At 34.3% G+C, this 17995-nt stretch carries 16 protein-coding genes; 10 read left to right on the top strand and 6 right to left on the bottom strand.

Going from position 1 to position 17995, the window contains the following annotated elements; translation table 11 throughout:
- Positions 1-75: 75 nt before the first annotated feature.
- Entirely contained in the window at positions 76-678 is a 603-nt protein-coding gene (locus EV144_RS14685) for a murein L,D-transpeptidase catalytic domain-containing protein (protein ID WP_134149900.1), read from the bottom strand.
- 226 nt (positions 679-904) lie between these two features.
- Between EV144_RS14685 and EV144_RS14680 the strand changes: the two genes are divergently transcribed.
- From EV144_RS14680 to EV144_RS14635, 10 genes are all read left to right on the top strand, one after another.
- On the top strand, positions 905-2032 hold the full coding sequence (locus EV144_RS14680) for an NAD(P)/FAD-dependent oxidoreductase (protein ID WP_134149899.1): 1128 nt from the start codon (positions 905-907) through the stop codon (positions 2030-2032).
- Positions 2033-2746, top strand: coding sequence for a methyltransferase domain-containing protein (locus EV144_RS14675; protein ID WP_134149898.1), 714 nt, complete (start codon positions 2033-2035; stop codon positions 2744-2746). It abuts the gene before it with no gap.
- Positions 2743-3795 carry a type III polyketide synthase gene (locus tag EV144_RS14670; protein WP_134149897.1) on the top strand — a complete coding sequence of 351 codons (1053 nt, stop codon included), beginning with the start codon at positions 2743-2745 and terminating at the stop codon, positions 3793-3795. Before EV144_RS14675 ends, EV144_RS14670 begins: the two co-directional genes overlap by 4 nt.
- Before the next feature lie 12 nt (positions 3796-3807).
- Complete coding sequence (locus tag EV144_RS14665; protein WP_134149896.1) at positions 3808-4245, top strand: 3-hydroxyacyl-ACP dehydratase FabZ family protein; 438 nt, start codon at positions 3808-3810, stop codon at positions 4243-4245.
- Complete coding sequence (locus EV144_RS14660) at positions 4242-5510, top strand: beta-ketoacyl-[acyl-carrier-protein] synthase family protein (protein WP_134149895.1); 1269 nt, start codon at positions 4242-4244, stop codon at positions 5508-5510. The genes EV144_RS14665 and EV144_RS14660 overlap by 4 nt, the downstream gene beginning before the upstream one ends.
- Before the next feature lies 1 nt (position 5511).
- A complete protein-coding gene (locus EV144_RS14655; protein WP_134149894.1) occupies positions 5512-5766 on the top strand; it encodes an acyl carrier protein in 255 nt (84 codons plus the stop codon).
- On the top strand, positions 5763-6269 hold the full coding sequence (locus EV144_RS14650) for a 4'-phosphopantetheinyl transferase superfamily protein (protein ID WP_134149893.1): 507 nt from the start codon (positions 5763-5765) through the stop codon (positions 6267-6269). Before EV144_RS14655 ends, EV144_RS14650 begins: the two co-directional genes overlap by 4 nt.
- 156 nt (positions 6270-6425) lie before the next feature.
- The gene (locus EV144_RS14645) at positions 6426-7118 is read left to right on the top strand and encodes a response regulator transcription factor (protein WP_134149892.1); all 693 of its coding nucleotides are present in this window, start codon (positions 6426-6428) and stop codon (positions 7116-7118) included.
- The gene (locus EV144_RS14640; RefSeq protein ID WP_134149891.1) at positions 7108-8475 is read left to right on the top strand and encodes a sensor histidine kinase; all 1368 of its coding nucleotides are present in this window, start codon (positions 7108-7110) and stop codon (positions 8473-8475) included. The genes EV144_RS14645 and EV144_RS14640 overlap by 11 nt, the downstream gene beginning before the upstream one ends.
- Positions 8476-8764: 289 nt before the next feature.
- The gene (locus tag EV144_RS14635) at positions 8765-11977 is read left to right on the top strand and encodes a TonB-dependent receptor (RefSeq protein ID WP_134149890.1); all 3213 of its coding nucleotides are present in this window, start codon (positions 8765-8767) and stop codon (positions 11975-11977) included.
- Between the two features lie 118 nt (positions 11978-12095).
- Here EV144_RS14635 and EV144_RS14630 read toward each other — a convergent pair whose 3' ends face one another.
- The 5 genes from EV144_RS14630 to egtD are packed head-to-tail and all read right to left on the bottom strand — an operon-like array spanning position 12096 to position 17980.
- Positions 12096-13265, bottom strand: coding sequence for a MalY/PatB family protein (locus EV144_RS14630; protein ID WP_134149889.1), 1170 nt, complete (start codon positions 13263-13265; stop codon positions 12096-12098).
- A gap of 15 nt (positions 13266-13280) precedes the next feature.
- A complete protein-coding gene (locus EV144_RS14625; RefSeq protein ID WP_134149888.1) occupies positions 13281-14858 on the bottom strand; it encodes an ABC transporter permease/substrate-binding protein in 1578 nt (525 codons plus the stop codon).
- Positions 14855-15775 carry an ABC transporter ATP-binding protein gene (locus EV144_RS14620; protein ID WP_134149887.1) on the bottom strand — a complete coding sequence of 307 codons (921 nt, stop codon included), beginning with the start codon at positions 15773-15775 and terminating at the stop codon, positions 14855-14857. The genes EV144_RS14625 and EV144_RS14620 overlap by 4 nt, the downstream gene beginning before the upstream one ends.
- A 14-nt stretch (positions 15776-15789) precedes the next feature.
- Complete coding sequence (gene egtB, locus EV144_RS14615; RefSeq protein WP_134149886.1) at positions 15790-16974, bottom strand: ergothioneine biosynthesis protein EgtB; 1185 nt, start codon at positions 16972-16974, stop codon at positions 15790-15792.
- 13 nt (positions 16975-16987) lie between these two features.
- Complete coding sequence (gene egtD, locus EV144_RS14610) at positions 16988-17980, bottom strand: L-histidine N(alpha)-methyltransferase (RefSeq protein ID WP_134149885.1); 993 nt, start codon at positions 17978-17980, stop codon at positions 16988-16990.
- Between the last annotated feature and the right edge of the window lie 15 nt (positions 17981-17995).

The raw sequence follows: 17995 nt of genomic DNA, 5'->3' as shown, positions 1-17995 counted from the left end.
GAAACCACTATAAACGAAAAAAAGAGCTTTGAAGCTCTTTTTTTGTATTTATATTTTAGCTGTGATGGCTTTTATTTAATAATAAACAGACAGCATTATTTTAGAATCCGAACTATCAATAATTTTTTCTAATCTCTTAAAAAACTGCTCACTAACCATAGGGCAGCCGTGGCTATTGATGATATAATATTCCTTTTCATCATCTGGAACTTCTTTATAACAGTGCAGAACTACCGCTCTTTTCATAGCGTTGCTGTTGCTTTCGTCTAAACCTGCAAGTCTAAAGGCTTTTCCGAAAACACCTTTATAAGATTTCTCTACAGAATATCTGCCAAGTGATGTGCAGTTAGAATTAGGAAGATTGCTAAATTGAAGGATATCGCCTTTTATTCCAGTTTCTGAACCTGATCCGTGAGCTACCAGCCCTTGGTCAATAATTTCATTTTTCTCCAGATCGTAAACAAAAAAACGGTTCTTTCCAGATTTGATTTTCATGTCAACCAGAAAAGCAATTTTCCTGCTGTAACCTTTGTTAGCAGCAGTACAAGATTTAATTTCGTTTACATGTTCGTTGAGTCTTGTATATTCAATCTCAGATAAAATTACTTTTTTGTTCGTTACATTAAAAGTTGTAAAAGAACTCAAAGATAAAAGAAGTGCTATAAAAAGTATTCTCATAAATTATAGTAACTAAAGTTAAACAGCAGATTTGGGATCTTAATATATAACTGATTTGTCGCTTGCAAAATTATAAACAAATCTTACATAATTCCCATGTGCAATGTTAAAGATATTATAAATATTTCAATATCAAAAACTTATAGCGAAAATATTTTAACCTGCAGAGAATATTTTTATCTTCAATCATTAACATCATTTGATATTTTATGAGTAAATTGGTAGTATGAGAGTAAATCCAGATGTACTAATAATTGGTGGAGGCCTTGCCGGTCTCGCAGGTGCACTGCATTTATCTAAAAAAGGATTAAATGTAACTCTTATCGAAAAATCTCCTTATCTGCGACATAAAGTTTGTGGCGAATATATTTCAAATGAAATCTTACCATACCTTCAGTGGCTTGGCATAAACGTTTCAGAACTACAGCCGTCTTATATCTCAAATTTTGAATTTTCGGCAGAAAATGGTAAAACAGCCCGCACCAAACTTCCATTAGGCGGTTTTGGAATCAGTCGTTATACGCTCGATAATTTTTTATATGAAAAGGCATTAGAAAATGGCTGTACTGTAATTATAGAAAACGTAACCAATGTTTCTTTTGATGATAACATTTTTACTGTAAAAACTTCACAGCAGGTTTTGACTTCCAGAATTGTGTTGGGAGCTTACGGAAAAAGATCTAATATTGATCAGGTTCTGGCTCGAAATTTTATTGCTAAAAAATCTCCGTGGTTAGCCGTAAAAGGTCATTATACCGGAGAATTTGACAATAGTCTTGTAGCGCTGCATAATTTTCAGGGTGGTTATTGCGGCGTTTCGGTTGTGGAGAAAAACATTATAAATATATGTTATCTGGCCGATTATGAAACTTTTAAAAAATATAAAAACATAGATGATTATCAAAAAGAAGTAGTATTCAAAAACAAAAAGTTAAGATCTATTTTTGAAAGTTCCACTCCTGTTTTCGAAAAACCACTTACCATCAGCCAAATTTCATTTGACAAAAAAAGTCCTGTAGAAAATCATATTTTAATGATTGGCGATACAGCAGGCCTTATACATCCTATGTGCGGTAACGGAATGGCAATGGCAATACACAGCGCAAAAATTGCAGCAGAACTGGTCTTGGATTTTTACAGCGGTAAAATAGAATCACACATTTTATTAGAAAAAAAGTATACCAAGGAATGGAAAAAACATTTTAGCAGGAGATTGTTTATCGGCAGGCTTTTAGCCAATGCCTTAACATACAAAACTTTTACATCTATAATGACAACAGCCACTGCATCAATGCCGTTTTTACTTTCAAAAATAATCAGGCAGACACATGGCAGCCCCATAACAATTAACTAAATGAGTCTAAGCACCAAATATAGAACTGAAGAAACGGAGATAATGGACGATTTTTTGCTTGAAGGCGCAGAATTAATTGATGCTCTAAACCAAATTGCAAAAATCAACCAGTTGTTAGGAGGTAATAAACTAACGCTTCATGGATTAAAAAAGTTACTGGCAAAAACAGATATTTCTTTACCTGTAACCATTGTAGATATTGGCTGTGGTAACGGCGATATGCTCCGTATGCTGGCTCGATATGGTAAAAAAAATGGACGCATTTTTAAATTAATAGGCATAGATGCTAATGCTTTTACTATACGTTATGCCGAAGATCTTTCTAAAGAATTTCAAAATATTGAATATAAATGTTTGGATATTTTTAGCTCTGAATTTAATTCTCTGAAATATGATATCGGATTATGCACCTTAACCCTGCACCATTTTACAAGTACGCAAATAGAAGACGTTCTAAAACAAATTTATAATAATGTTTCAACAGGAATTGTAGTAAACGATCTGCAACGCAGTAAAACAGCATACCGACTCTTTGAAATAATTTGCAGCATTTTTAACCTGAATGACATGTCGCGCAAAGACGGACTGGTTTCTATTCTAAGAGGGTTTAAAAAGAATGAACTGGAGGATTTCTCCAAAAAACTAAATTTTAAAAACTATACCATAAGCTGGAAATGGGCTTTTCGCTACCAGTGGATAATTATAAAGATATGAGTGTAAAGATAATAACAGCTGTTAAACAGCTTCCGCAATATTCACGTGCAACAGAAGATATTCTTCCTTTTTTGGATGTCTGGCTGGAAGGACAGGAAGAGCGTTTTATTAAAAAAGTAAAAAAAATATTTGAAGGCGCGGCGGTAGATAAACGCTACTCTATCATGGAACCTTCGGAAGTTTTTACTGCAACTTCATTTGAAGAAAAAAATGATATTTACAGTCGGGAAATGATTGTTCTAGGACATCAGGTTCTTGAAAAAGCATTAGAAAAAACTGGTTGGGAACCTCAGAGTTTGGATTACATTATTACGGTAAGCTGTACAGGAATTATGATTCCATCGTTAGATGCTTACCTCATCAATAAAATGAAGCTGCGTCAGGATATTGTACGTCTTCCAGTTACGGAAATGGGCTGTGCTGCCGGAATATCAGGAATTATATATGCGAAGAATTTCCTAAAATCAAATCCGGGAAAACGCGCTGCAGTAATTGCTGTAGAATCACCTACTGCTACATTTCAGCTTGATGATTTTTCGATGCCGAATATTGTCAGCGCTGCGATTTTTGGCGACGGTGCAGCTTGTTGTCTTTTGTCTTCTCAAGAAGATGATAATGGACCCGAAATTCTGGATGAACAAATGTATCATTTTTACGATGCAGAACATATGATGGGATTTAAACTCACCAACAAAGGTTTGCAAATGGTTTTGGATATTGAAGTGCCGGACACTATTGCCAGTCATTTTGGCGACATTATTCATCCTTTTTTAAAACAAAACAATCTTGATATTAAAGATATTGATCATCTGATATTTCATCCCGGCGGAAAAAAAATTGTCAACACCGTTGAGGAACTTTTTTCTGGATTGGATAAAAATATTGATGATACTAAAGAAGTTCTCAGACAATATGGCAATATGTCGAGTGCGACTGTTTTGTATGTTTTAGAACAAATTATGAATCGTAATCCCAAAAAAGGAGAAAAAGGATTAATGCTGAGTTTTGGTCCCGGATTTTCGGCACAGCGAATTTTGTTGCAATGGTAATATTTAGAAATTATGGAATTAACTGATATTATAAAACAGCTTCCTTACAGCGAGCCTTTTTTATTTGTAGATGAACTCCTGCATGCAGATGAAAATGGAGCAACAGGAACATTTACTTTTAAAAAAGAACTTGATTTTTATAAAGGTCATTTTAAGGATAATCCTGTTACGCCGGGTGTCATTTTAACCGAAACAATGGCGCAAATAGGAATGGTTTGTTTGGGAATATATTTACTTGGAAATGATCTTAAAAAAGATACCGTAATTGCCTTTACTTCTGCGGATATGGAATTTTTAAAACCGGTTTATCCGAGTGAAAAAGTAACGGTAAGCTCACAGAAAATTTTCTTTCGCTTCGGAAAACTAAAATGCAGTGCAGTGATGACAAATGAAGCTGGACAAGAAGTTTGCAGAGGTATTCTGGCAGGAATGATAACTCAAAAATTATGAAAAAACGAATCGTAATAACAGGTCTTGGCGTAGCTGCACCAAACGGTGTTGGGATTCCCGCATTTTCGGAAGCGATTAAAAACGGAGTTTCAGGCATTCGTCATAATTCGCAGCTTGAGGAATTGCAGTTTTCGTGTCAGATTAGTGGACAACCCCAAATATCCGATGAATTAAAAGCGCAATATTTTACTGAACTCGAACTCCGCGGATTTAACAGCACCGGTATTTTATACGGCGTTATTGCAGGTATGGAAGCCTGGACGAATGCAGGCTTGCCTCTAAACGAAAATCCGGATTGGGATAGTGGTGCTATTTTTGGTTCTGGTACATCGGGCATAGATAAATTTCGCGAAAGCATCTATAAAATTGATGAGTTGCAAACTCGCAGACTTGGCAGTACTGTTGTTGCACAAACTATGAACAGTGGTGTAAGTGCTTATCTTGGAGGAAAAATAGGACTTGGGAATCAGCTGACTACAAATTCGTCTGCCTGCACAACCGGCACCGAAGCTATTTTGATGGCGTATGACAGAATACAATCCGGACAGGCAAAACGTATACTTGCGGGAAGCACCTCAGACAGCGGTCCGTATATTTGGGCTGGATTTGATGCGCTTCGGGTTTGTCCTTCAAAATATAACAAAAATCCGGAGGAAGGTTCAAGACCAATGAGCGCTTCTGCTGCGGGATTTGTTCCTGGAAGCGGTGCAGGCGCAGTAGTAGTTGAAGATCTGGAAAGTGCTTTGGCACGAAATGCTTTAATTTATGCCGAAATATTGGGCGGTAATGTAAATTCTGGCGGACAACGTAACGGTGGCAGTATGACAGCTCCCAACAGTACTGCCGTTCAGAAATGCATCGAAAATGCTATTGTCAATTCTGGAATAAATTCAAATGATATTGATGCGATAAATGGCCACTTAACAGCGACAACAAAAGACAGTCTGGAAATTGAAAACTGGACAAAGGCATTGGAACGAAGTGGAATTGATTTTCCGTATACTAATTCTTTAAAAAGTCTTACAGGTCATTGTTTAAGTGCTTCGGGAAGTATCGAAAGTGTCGCAGCTGTACTGCAAATTTATGAAGGTTTTTTGTTTGGAAATAAAAATTGCGCCGATCTTCATCCTGAAATTGCTGCTCTGATTGATCCTTCAAAAGTACTTTTAAAAACAACCTATAATAATCCAAAAATAATTGCCAAAGCCAGTTTTGGTTTTGGAGATGTAAACGCATGCGTAATATTTAAAAAATTTGAAAATTAAAATGGATAGAAAAGAACTTACCGAGAAATTAAAAGGTATTATAAAACCTTATGCAGCAAATACAGAAGCACACGAAAATCTTACGGAAGAAACTGATTTTATTAATGATCTAAAAATTAATTCTGCCAATTTGGTTGATATAATCCTCGACATTGAAGAACAATTTGATATTATAATTGATAATACGGATATGGAACGTATGCTTGATGTTAAAACTGCCGTAGAAATTATAGAAACAAAACTTGCAGCAAAATGATCGGCAATGATGTAATAGATCTTCATCAGTCCCGTATAGAAAGTAATTGGCAGCGTAAAGGTTTTACAGAAAAACTTTTTACCGATAGAGAACAGCAGCTTATAAAAAACTATCATGACCCTGAAATCATGATCTGGATTTTATGGAGCATGAAAGAAGCTGCTTATAAAATTTATAACCGCCAAACTAAAATTAGGGAGTATATCCCTAAAAAACTTTCATGCTCAATAATCAAATTAGATTCGTTTAACGTTCAGGGTGTTGTAATATGTAATGAAAATAAATATTACACTAAAACAGTCATTACCTCTGAAAACATTTACAGCACAGCAGCAATCAGTCTCGAAGTTCTAAACAACATAATTGAGGTAGAAAAAAAAGGAATTGTAAAAGACGAAAAAGGCATTCCCTATCTGATTTCTACTTCTAAAAATAAAATCAAAGACGTTTCAATAAGCCATCACGGACGTTTTGAACGCGTGATTACAACTTCTGGAAATTAGAATTGAAACTACTAAAATTGCGCAACGGTAAATTTGTGTAGAAAATGAATAAGATAAAAGCAGTGCTTTTAAATTTGCCCTGCCATATTCACACTAAATTAATCTTGCTAATTCTATTATTTTTAATGATATTTGGATTTAAATCTATGTTACATCATGAATAAAATTTTGCTGGTAGAAGACGATCCTAGAGTTGCTTCCTTTATTATAAGAGGACTTGAAGAACAGCTTTATCAGGTAAAAAATGTTTCGAAAGGTTTTGATGCCATTAATGAAGTAATGGAAAATACCTTTGACTTAATTATTCTTGATGTTATGCTTCCTGATATTACTGGTTTTGAGGTTTGTGAAGTTTTAAGAACCAGAAAAATAATAATTCCGATTCTTATTCTGAGTGCGCTGGACACACCGCATGAAAAAATAAAAGGACTTCAAGCCGGAGCCGATGATTATCTGGCAAAACCCTTTTTGTTTGAAGAACTTCTGGCGCGAATCAATGCGCAGCTACGCCGATCTGAATTTAGCAACGGAATTCTAGATTTTCAATCGTATGCCGGAATCGAAATTAATATGAAGGAACAAAGCGCTTCTAGAGACGGAAAAGAATTGAATCTTTCTTCGAGAGAACTCAAACTTTTGATCTTTTTTATGAAAAATAGAGAAAGAGCTTTATCCAGAATAGCAATTGCCGAAGCGGTTTGGAATCTCGATCTTGATATGAGTTCTAATACTGTTGATGTTTACATTAATTATTTGCGAAATAAGGTCGACAAAAACTTCGAAACGCCACTCATTCATACTATAAAAGGAACCGGATATATGTTAAAAAATAAGGTTCATGAATCTTAAAAATAAATTATCGGTTAATTCGACATTGCTTTTTGCCTTTACTGTCGGACTTGTAATGGCGGGCTCGTTTTTGCTTTTTAGAAATCAGTTAAAAAATCTTTATTTTGAAAAACTGGAAGACAATGCGCTATTAACTGCATTTTTTTATTTTGAAAAAGATGAAATCACAGAAACTGACAGTACCCGTTATCAAAAAATAGAAGTTCAATACAATAAGATTAACAATCAATCGATTAGAATCTATAATGCCAAAACCAAAAAGCTTTATCTAAAAGATCATAGCGGTGTTAATCTAGGTGATAAGTATCTGAATGCTATTATTAAGAAAAAAACACTTTCTTTTACTATTAATAAAAGACAATTTGTAGGTTTATATTATAAAGATAATCAAGGAGATTTTATAATCATTGTGTCTGGAATTGATCGTAATGGTAACCGACAATTAGAATTTTTGGGTTTAATGTTTATTATCTTCTATCTGGCAGGAATTCCGCTTAATTATCTTTTGGGAAGATTCTTGTCAAGGCAGACATTCAAACCTTTTGAAGAAGTTATTGCAAAAGTAAATACTATTACAACAGAAAATCTTCATTCGAGATTGGAAATTCCAACAGCAAGCGGAAAAGATGAAATTAAAGAATTGATTACTACTTTTAATTATCTTTTAGAAAGACTTGAAAACGGGATTAAAATTCAGAACAATTTTCTTAAAAATGCCTCGCATGAACTAAAAACTCCTCTTACCATAATAATTGGCGATATTGATGTATCGTTACAGCAGCCAAGAACCAACGAGCAATATGAAGAAGTGCTGCAATCACTACGAAAAGATACTTTCCATCTTAAATCAATATTAGACGGACTTCTGGTTTTATCTGGTCTGGAACTTTCGGAACCTGAAAAAATGGAAACCGTAAGAATCGACGAAATTTTATGGAATGTTCTCGAAAAGAAAGCCATCGAATATCCAGAAGCTAAAGTTTCGGTTAATTTTGATGCTATTGCCGAGAATGAGAATTTACTTTCTGTTTACGCAAACAAACACCTGCTTTTTATAGCATTATATAATATTATAGATAATGCTATTAAGTTCTCTACTCCTTCTCCGGTTAAGGTCATAGCTTTGATTCATAAAAATAAACTTCTCATAAAAATTATAGATCAGGGAGCGGGAATTTCAGATAAAGACAAAGAATCTATTTTTGATCTTTTTTTTAGAAGTGACCGCACGCGACACATCAAAGGTCAGGGATTAGGACTTTTTATAACCCTGCAGATATTAAAGCGTCACAATGTTTCATTAGAACTTGATTCTGAACCCGAAAAAGGAACTAGTATTTCCCTTTTATTTCCTTAATTATTTTTCGAAAAACCATTGGTTACTGCGTTTACCGTTTTGCTGTTTTTGCAATCGGTAACATTCTCTTAATACTCTAATGTTTCTCTAATCTTGTTCAAATACAACCCTAATGTGTTTATTTTTAATTAATTACACAATACACTGATTTTAAACGAATAACATTTACAGCATTAAGAACACATTAAGTTTTTTTTTAGTTACAAAGAAAGGTTTTATCATTTTAAGTTAACAGAAGCCTAAAATCTGATCGAAGTAAACACATTTTCTTTGTAAAAAAATTTAAAACATGACAAAACTAAAACTCTTATTTACGGCTTTAATGCTTCTTACAATAGGAAACATTTTTGCCCAAATTACAACCTCATCGTTATCTGGAAAAGTTAACGATGGTACAAGTGCAGTTATTGATGCTGACGTGACATTAACCCATCTTCCAACAAATGCAGTTTACAGAACAAAAACTGACAAACAAGGAAGATACAGTTTCGAAAACTTAAATGCCGGCGGGCCTTACGAAATTATTATCAATAGTAAAGACGCAAAAGATTATACCAATTCAAACATACAATTGTCGCTTGGAGATAATGATCTTCCTGCAATTGTATTAAACAAATCAGAAAATGTATTAGAAGAAGTAGTAATTACAAGTTCTAAACCTTCTTCTAAAAATAATGGTACAAGTATTAACGAAAAACAAGTAAATGGTCTTCCGTTAATTAACAGAGGAATACAAGACGTTACAAAATTGGTTCCGCAAAGTTCTAACAACTCTTTTGCAGGTACTAACTTTAGATACAACAACGTAACTATTGATGGTTCTATAAATAACGATGCAATTGGTTTTAGCCCATCTTTGGGTGGTCAGGGCGGAACTTCTGGAATGCCGGGAAGCAGTACGCGTTCTAACTCAATAAGTTTAGATGCTATTCAGGACATACAAGTTTACATTGCTCCTTATGACATTAAATTAGGTAACTTTTTAGGAGGAAGTGTAAATGCTGTTACGCGAAGCGGTACAAACGAAGTAACGGGATCAATTTACAGTTATGGAAGAAGTGCTGCAATCACAGGACCAAATAATGCCGGAGACGGTTCTAAAATGCCAAAAGCTTTTGGTGATTATCAAATCGGATTTAGATTAGGTTTACCAATTATAAAAGATAAATTATTCTTCTTTACCAACATGGAATATGCGGAAAGAACAGATCCTATTTTTTATAATGCAGGTCAAAAAGATGCCAACGGAAATGTAGCTTCATTGATTGATGTTGCAACAGCAGATCAAATCTCTTCTTTTGTAAAAGCAAATTACGGATTTGATACTGGAACTTCTGGTGCCTACAACAATTTTGCAAACAGTAAAAAGTTTTTCAATAAATTAGATTGGAAAATCAGTGACAAACATTCCCTTTCATTAAGAAATAACACCGTAATTTCTCAAGCGACAAACCTGGAACGTGATGCTGCAAATTTCAGATTTGCTAGTATGGATTTCAATCAAAAAAACCAGGCTATTAGCACCGTTTTAGAATTAAAAAGCCACTTTAACAGCCAATGGTCAAACTCATTTCTTGCAAGTTATTCCGCCATCAAAGATTATCGTGATCCAAAATCAAGTAACGTTATGTTTCCCCAAACAGAAATTGGTTACAATGGCGGAACAATTTTCTTAGGAAATGATCGTGAAGCAACAGTATTTAATATGAAACAAAATACTACCGAAATCACAGACAACCTAACTTACAAAACAGGAAATCATACGCTTTTATTTGGTACTCACAATGAGTTTTACGACATCAATTATGGTTTTGTAAATGCATTAAACGGAAGAATTTCGTATAAATCTCTGGCAGATTTCTTTAATAAACTTCCTACTCGTGTTCGTGGAACTTATCCGTTTGATGGTGCTTCAAGAGACGAAATTTTCGATAATCCGTATGCAAAATTCAATGTAAATCTTTACAGTGCTTATGTACAGGATGAAATCAGAATTGGAAATAAATTAAAAATTGTTCCAGGTGTACGTATCGATTATACAGATTTGCCTAACAAACCAAAATTAAGCCAACAGGTTCAAAATTCTCCTACAGATGCTAATTACGGAACAACTTACGATTACACGCCTTTAAGCCAGATTAAAAACAACTTCCTGACTAGTGCACTTGTTTCTCCTAGATTTGGATTTACTTATAATGTAGACGATGATAAGACTTTTGTAATAAGAGGTGGATCTGGAGTATTTACAGGTAGAATTCCTTTTGCATGGTTAGGTTATGCATATTATAATGATGGTGTTGGATATGCAAGTTACGACAAAAATAACCTTACAGCTGCTCAGGTTGCGGCAGCCGGAGATCCTTTGGCAGCTAACGGACTTAATGGTTATCATGATGCAACGCCAAAAGTACAGGCAGATTTAGTTGACAATAAATTTAAGATGCCAGCGGTTTTAAGAAATTCATTAGCTTTTGATAAAATAATTGACGGATATAAATTTACTACAGAAGGTATTTACACAAAAGTAATTCGTGATCTAGAGTTTCAACAAGTAAATAAAACAGATAATCCGACTTATTTCTCTTACGATACAAATCATGAGATGCCGATTTATGCTGCGAATATCAATGCTAATCTATCTAACGCTTATTTGCTTTCAAACACCAATAAAGGATACCGATACAGCATTACTGAAATGATCTCAAAAACATACGATTTTGGATTTAATTTTATGGTTGCTTATACTTATGGAGATTCTCGTGATGTTACAAACGGAATTCGTAACTCTATGGAAAGTAACTTCCAAATGAATCAATCATTGACTCCAAATGATCCACAATTGGCAACTTCTAACTTTAATATCAAACACAGAATTGTTTCTAATGTTGGATATGCAGTAAAAGTAGCACCAAACAATACATTATCTGCTAATGTTTATTTTAATGCACAATCAGGAAACCCGTTTTCTTGGGGATTTGTTAATTCAACAATTGCCGGAACAGGACAAGCTGCAGGTTTAGCTTATATTTTTAAAGATGCTGCAGAAGCTGCCAAATATATTGGTGTAAGCTCAACAGGAGTACCTTCTGCTACAGCTGCACAACAAGTTGCTGATTACGAAGCTTTCATTAACGGAAACGATTATCTTAAAAGCAGAAGAGGAACATTTACACAAAGAAATGGCGACGTAACTCCTTGGAACATTGTTGCAGATATGAAAGTAACAGATGAAATCAAAGTGACTAAAGTAGGTACTTTTCAACTTTCATTCAGCATGGCAAATATTGGAAACTTAATCAATAAAGATTGGGGAAGAAGTTATTTCGTTCCTAACACCTATAATTCAACAGCAAGTATTGGCTTGACAAAATCAGGAAATCTTGGCGGATTAGCTACTGGCGATCCAACATACACTTTCCAAAAACCAAGTTCAACGCCTTATACTGTAGATCAGTTAGCATCTAGATTCCAAGGACAATTTGGAGTTAGATATTCATTCTAAAAGAAAGTTGTGTTTCTTTTTATTTTTGTCTCCCAGTTTCTTCTTAGAAACTGGGGGATTTTTTTTTACATCTCTTTTTAAACAGATTAAAAACGTATTTAATGCTTAAATCTATGTGCTAAATTTCACTTTTAACTAATGCTTTTTTCAATCTTTCCAGTCCTTCTGAAAGGATCTTTTGTGGACAAGCAATATTAATTCGCAGAAAACCTTCGCCTTCATTACCATACATTGTACCTGAATTTATCCAAAGGTTTTGTTTTTCTAATATTGTTATGGCAATTTCGTCTGATGATGGTTTTAAAGCACTGCAATCCAGCCATACCAAATAAGTTGCCTGAAGCGGTACAACTTTAATTTCCGGAATTTCTGAAGCGATAAATTGATGTAGAAAAGTGTAATTATTGTAAAGATATATTTTTAATTCTTCCAGCCAATTTTCGCCTTTATTATAAGCGGCTATAAGTGCTTCTATTGCAAAAGGACTTAACAGTTCCATTTCCTGCATTTGCAAAATATACTTGATTTCGTTGTAAAGCGAGGCATTTTTTGTAAAAATGTAACCAACTTGTAAACCCGCCAAATTAAAACTTTTACTTATTGATGCTAAAGTGATTGAATTTGAAGCATATTGATCTTCTAATGAAGCAAAAGAAATGTGTTTATATACGCTAAATACCAGATCACAATGTATTTCGTCTGAAATCACAATTACATTATGCTTTTGGCAAATTAATGCAATGCGTTGCAATTCTTCTTTTGTCCAGACTCTGCCCACAGGATTATGCGGATTACTGATAAGAAGTAATTTTGCCTTAGGGTCGGTTGCTTTTCTTTCTAAATCTACAAAATCAATAGTATAAATTCCATTATCGTAGATTAAGTTATTCTCGGATACTTCTCGATTGCAATTTTCTATACTGTTGTAAAAATGATTGTAAACCGGAGGTTGTATTATGATTTTATCTCCTTTTTCTGTTAACGAACGTATTGTTGTAGACAAAGCAGGAATTACACCTGTTACCGGAATTATCCATTCTTTTTCAAGCGACAGTTCATATCTTCTTTTCCACCAGTTTTGTATCGAAATATAAAATTCTTCAGGGGTTTGCGTATAACCAAAAACACCGTGCGAAACTCTATTTTGCAAAACTTCTATTATTTCTGGAGCTGTTTTAAAATCCATATCAGCAATCCACATGGGTAAAATATCAGTTGAAGACGATGCATCCCATTTTATAGCATTTGTATTTTTTCTATCAATAATTTCATCAAAATTGTAATCCATAAAATACTTTTATAATTAATTATTTTTACTGTCGAGGTACTTTTTAAGATCAGATATTGTTGTAATATTCAATTTATCTGCCTGTTGTTTTCGCATCATCAATGCATACGCGTTATTAAATCCTATGGGTTGCAGCCATTTGATACCGTACTTTTTATTAAATTCTGTTTGTACATAATCATACGTTTTTTGACTGTCTGCGCTTACTTCTGCAATTTTAGCTGCAGAAGGCTGTAACAATACTAAAAGTCCGGTTCCGGTATATTCAAGATAAAAGTCAATTGCATCATTTGTCAGCGCGTCAAAACATATTTTCGTGCCGCCAAGTCCGGTTTTGGTTTCTACTTTGTATTCTGTATTTCCCTCAATCAGCATTTTATACATTTCTGCCAAAACATATTGTTCACCAAAAATTTTCGATCCTATACGCAAAATCTTGCCGTTTCTTGAACGTGGTTTTTTATAAAGTCCCACTTTCAATAAAAAATCTTTCGCCACTTTTTCTGGTATCTGATGCTGTAATTCTGTTTTATAATTAAGATCTGTCATCACTGCATCATTAATTTTTCCAGCCAAAAGATTCAGCACATTTTCAAGATCAGGGAATTTTATTAATGTTGAAGTTTTAATAATCGGCGCTGCAAAATAAGGCGGAAAAATCTTTTTATCATCTTCTAAAACTTTTAAATCAAATGCCTTGATACGACCATCGGTAGAATAACCGCTTATCAAATCGAGTTTTCCTTCGTAAGCCGCTTTGTACATAATTGCATCGCTTACCACCGTTGGATTTGCATTTAATCCATAAACAGACCTCAATCCCAAATCACCATCCTGACGGCCCATAAATTCAGGCGTAAATCCCGCTTTAAGCACATTATTTTGATTTTTTAAAGTTAATAAAAAGGAAATTCCAACAATTATGATTACAATGAAAATTGCTATTAGAATTTTTCTTAAAATCCTAAAATTCAAATGTTGCAATATTGCGATCAATTGGTCTAAAAGAACAGCTAATAATGCTGCCGGAATTGCTCCTGCAAGAATCATATTGGTATTATTGAGCGATATACCACCAAAAATAAATTCACCTAAACCTCCTGCCGCTACAAATGAAGCCAGAGTTGCTACTCCCACATTAATCACTGCGGCGGTGCGTATTCCGGCAATTATTACGGGCATCGCAAGAGGTAATTCGACTTTAAATAAACGCTGCCATTTGTTCATCCCCAAAGCAGTTGCCGCTTCTATAACAGATTGATTTACACCTAAAATTCCAGTATGCGTGTTTCGAATCACGGGCAGCAAAGCATAAATTAAAAGTGCTATTACTGCGGGCATAACGCCAATGCCAAAAAGCGGAATCATAAATCCTAAAAGTGCAATACTGGGAACGGTTTGCAAAACACCCGCAGTACCTAAAACTACGCTGGCTAATTTTTTTCTGCGGGAGATTAATATCCCAATTGGAACTCCAATGATTATTGCCAATACAATCGATAAAAAAGTCAGACCAAGATGCTGTAAAATCTGATCCAGCAATTTTTCATGCTGCTCATAAACAAACCGTCCTAAACTCTGTTCTTGTTTCATACGGTTTGTAATTTTCTATAAGAAACAAAAGCTTTTAATACTTCCTGATAATGATCTGCATATCGGTTTTCTATGCTGAATTTTTGAAGAACATCCCAAACTGTTGCCTGATTTAAATCGGTTTGTTCATTCAAAATAATTGTATTAGAAATAAACGGAATTATCTCTTCAAATTTTGTGATTTTATATTCTAAAATGACACGGTGTGCTGCAAAAAAATCTTTTACAAAATCATTTGCAGGCTGATATAAAATCTCTTTCGGTGTTGCCTGCTGAATAATTCTACCGTTATCCATTAGACAAATTCGGTGTCCAAGATCAAAAGCTTCCTGAACATCGTGCGTAACCAGAATTGTGGTTTTATTTTTAAGTTCGTCTAAAGATTTAAATTCTTTATGGATGGCGGTTTTTGTAATCGTATCTAATGAGCCAAAAGGTTCATCCATCAAAAGTATTGGTGTGTTGGCTATCAAGGCTCTGGCAATACCTACGCGTTGTTGCTGACCTCCGCTGAGTTCGTGAGGCATTTTTTTGAGAATTTCTTCTGATAAATTTAGTTTTTCTAAAAGTGCATCCGTTCTTTGAGCTGTTTTTGCTTTGTCCCATCTTAAAAGACTGGGCAGAACAGCAATATTTTCTGCCACAGTATAATGCGGAAAAAGTCCGGAATGCTGCATGACATAACCTATACTTCTTCGCAGCGTTTCTTTTTGCACGGTTTGTATATTTTTCCCTTCAATAAAAATAGAGCCTGAATCGGGTTCAATTAGTCTATTTATCATTTTAAGCGTGGTCGTTTTACCACAACCGCTTGTACCGAGAATTACCAGAATTTCATTGTCTTTTGCTTCAAAAGAAATGGCATCTACAGCAATTTTATTCTTAAAATTTTTGCTGACTCTGTCTATTGTAATCATAGGCAATGTAACTATTATTTGACAAGGCGAATACCGCTAAACTGCCACTGAAGTCTTGGATGAAAGAAATTGCGATAAGTTTTACGGCTGTGATTTTTAGGCGTTGCATCAGAAGAGCCTCTTAAAACCCATTGATTTACCATAAATTTTCCATTGTATTCTCCAATTGCTCCGGGTTCTTTTTTAAAGCCTGGATATGGCAGATAGGCACTATTCGTCCATTCCCAGCGTTCACCCCAATTAAAACGATCAGAAGCTGCTTCCCATTCTTGTTCTGTTGGTAAACGCATTCCTTTCCAGGCAGCATAAGCCGAAGCCTCATAAAAGTTGATATGACATACTGGTGCCAAAGGATCAATTTCTTGTAATCCGTTTAGAGTATAATACATCCACTTTTCGTCTATAAAATGCCAGTATAGCGGTGCTTTTGCATTTTGCGTTTTTACCCAATCCCAACCTTCAGAATGCCAGTGTCGGAAATCAGAATAACCTTCATCTTCAATAAAATGAAGATAATCTGCGTTGTTTACCAGCGTGCTGGAAATTTCGTAAGTTTCTAAATAGCATTTATGTCTGGCTGATTCGTTATCAAAACTAAAACCTTCTCCTTGAAAACCAATTTCGTAAATACCTTCTTTCATAGTAATAAATTCAGTTGCTTGAATTTCTTTCTTTTCAAAAACAACTTTATTACTATAAGGTGGGAAAAGCGGGTTATGCCCAAGAATATATTTTATATCATAATACAAAAGTTCCTGATGCTGCTGTTCGTGATTTAATCCCAATTCTAATAAAGAAATAAGATCTTCTTTTAAATCTCCAATTTGCAAAAATGCTTCCATTTTTTCATCCACATAAGCGCGATAACGGTAAACATCTGCTACAGACGGACGACTCAGATTTCCTCTATCGGTACGTACAACCCTTGCTCCTACAGTTTCATAATAACTATTGAAAACAAAATTGTACTGTGAATTGTATTCTTTATAACCCTTAAAATTTGGGATTAGAATAAAGGTTTCAAAAAACCAAGTTGTATGTCCTAAATGCCATTTCGGAGGACTTACATCTACAATCGGTTGTACAACATAATCTTCAATCTCGAGTGGTCGGCAGATTTCTTCAGAATGTGCGCGTATGTTTTTATACTGATTTAAAAGATTTTCAGTATTTATTTTTAATGTTTCAAACTCTTTCATAAAAATGTTATGATTAATCAGCAATCCAAAAAGTGTCTGCAAACCATTCTTTGCTGTCCGTAATAGTATTTATTGTTTTAAAACCAGAAGAAAGTGCTAGTTTCTCCATATCATCTATTGAAAATTTCTGAGAAACTTCCATATAAATAACTTCATCTTTTTTGAAGTGGAAAGATTCATTTTCAATATTTACATTTTGATCTTCAAGACTTACCAGATAACTTCTGCAAGCACCGTTTAAAGGATCATAATTTTGATAATGTTCAAATTGTTTCAAATCAAAATTAGCTTTGAGTTCTTTATTTATTCTTTCCAGTAAATTAAGATTGAATGCTGCTGTAACGCCTTTTGGGTCATTGTAAGCATTTAGAATAATTTTAGGATCTTTCTTTAAATCAAAACCAACTAAAACAATGTCACCTTTATTCAGGTTTTTTCGCAATTGTTTACAGAAATCGGCTGCTTCATGAAGTTCCATGTTTCCTATATTGCTTCCTAAAAACAAAACGGCTTTTCTGCGGGCAGACAGCTTAGAAGTTTTTTTCAGCATATCAAAATAATCGCCTTCCAGCAGCGTTATATCCAAATCAGGAATATTATCGTGCAATTTTTCATCTAAAACCGACAATATATTACCCGAAATATCTATTGGCATATAGGTAAATTGTGATTTTGCCTTTTTTAAATATTGTAATAAATGTAATGATTTTGAGGCATCGCCTGCGCCAAGTTCTACCAGTTCAAACGGACTTTGATCGTCTATAATAATATGGGCGAGTTCTTGTGTTTTATTTTGAAAAATATCCATCTCACATCGTGTAAGATAATATTCTGGCATAGCCATTATTTCCTGAAAAAGAGCATCTCCTTTTTTATCATAAAAATATTTAGACTGCATGTGTTTTGGATTTTGATGAAGTCCGTCGAGAATATCTTTTAGAAATTGATCATTAGTATTCACAACCTCATCATTTATATAGGTATCGATATTTAATTGTGATTTCATTGTATAACTATTTTA

It is taken from the genome of Flavobacterium sp. 270, assembly GCF_004368785.1.
In the GTDB taxonomy this organism is placed as follows: domain Bacteria; phylum Bacteroidota; class Bacteroidia; order Flavobacteriales; family Flavobacteriaceae; genus Flavobacterium.
The sequence above is the reverse complement of the archived record's forward strand: the minus strand, read 5'-3'. Positions and strand labels throughout refer to the sequence as shown.

What these genes read in the sequence shown, in the direction of transcription:
- egtD (WP_134149885.1), bottom strand. Translation starts at nt 17,980, where the DNA reads ATGAAATCACAATTAAATATCGATACCTATATAAATGATGAGGTTGTG.
- EV144_RS14680 (WP_134149899.1), top strand. Translation starts at nt 905, where the DNA reads ATGAGAGTAAATCCAGATGTACTAATAATTGGTGGAGGCCTTGCCGGT.
- EV144_RS14670 (WP_134149897.1), top strand. Translation starts at nt 2,743, where the DNA reads ATGAGTGTAAAGATAATAACAGCTGTTAAACAGCTTCCGCAATATTCA.
- EV144_RS14685 (WP_134149900.1), bottom strand. Translation starts at nt 678, where the DNA reads ATGAGAATACTTTTTATAGCACTTCTTTTATCTTTGAGTTCTTTTACA.
- EV144_RS14675 (WP_134149898.1), top strand. Translation starts at nt 2,033, where the DNA reads ATGAGTCTAAGCACCAAATATAGAACTGAAGAAACGGAGATAATGGAC.
- EV144_RS14620 (WP_134149887.1), bottom strand. Translation starts at nt 15,775, where the DNA reads ATGATTACAATAGACAGAGTCAGCAAAAATTTTAAGAATAAAATTGCT.
- EV144_RS14640 (WP_134149891.1), top strand. Translation starts at nt 7,108, where the DNA reads ATGAATCTTAAAAATAAATTATCGGTTAATTCGACATTGCTTTTTGCC.
- EV144_RS14625 (WP_134149888.1), bottom strand. Translation starts at nt 14,858, where the DNA reads ATGAAACAAGAACAGAGTTTAGGACGGTTTGTTTATGAGCAGCATGAA.
- egtB (WP_134149886.1), bottom strand. Translation starts at nt 16,974, where the DNA reads ATGAAAGAGTTTGAAACATTAAAAATAAATACTGAAAATCTTTTAAAT.
- EV144_RS14630 (WP_134149889.1), bottom strand. Translation starts at nt 13,265, where the DNA reads ATGGATTACAATTTTGATGAAATTATTGATAGAAAAAATACAAATGCT.
- EV144_RS14655 (WP_134149894.1), top strand. Translation starts at nt 5,512, where the DNA reads ATGGATAGAAAAGAACTTACCGAGAAATTAAAAGGTATTATAAAACCT.
- EV144_RS14650 (WP_134149893.1), top strand. Translation starts at nt 5,763, where the DNA reads ATGATCGGCAATGATGTAATAGATCTTCATCAGTCCCGTATAGAAAGT.
- EV144_RS14660 (WP_134149895.1), top strand. Translation starts at nt 4,242, where the DNA reads ATGAAAAAACGAATCGTAATAACAGGTCTTGGCGTAGCTGCACCAAAC.
- EV144_RS14665 (WP_134149896.1), top strand. Translation starts at nt 3,808, where the DNA reads ATGGAATTAACTGATATTATAAAACAGCTTCCTTACAGCGAGCCTTTT.
- EV144_RS14635 (WP_134149890.1), top strand. Translation starts at nt 8,765, where the DNA reads ATGACAAAACTAAAACTCTTATTTACGGCTTTAATGCTTCTTACAATA.
- EV144_RS14645 (WP_134149892.1), top strand. Translation starts at nt 6,426, where the DNA reads ATGAATAAAATTTTGCTGGTAGAAGACGATCCTAGAGTTGCTTCCTTT.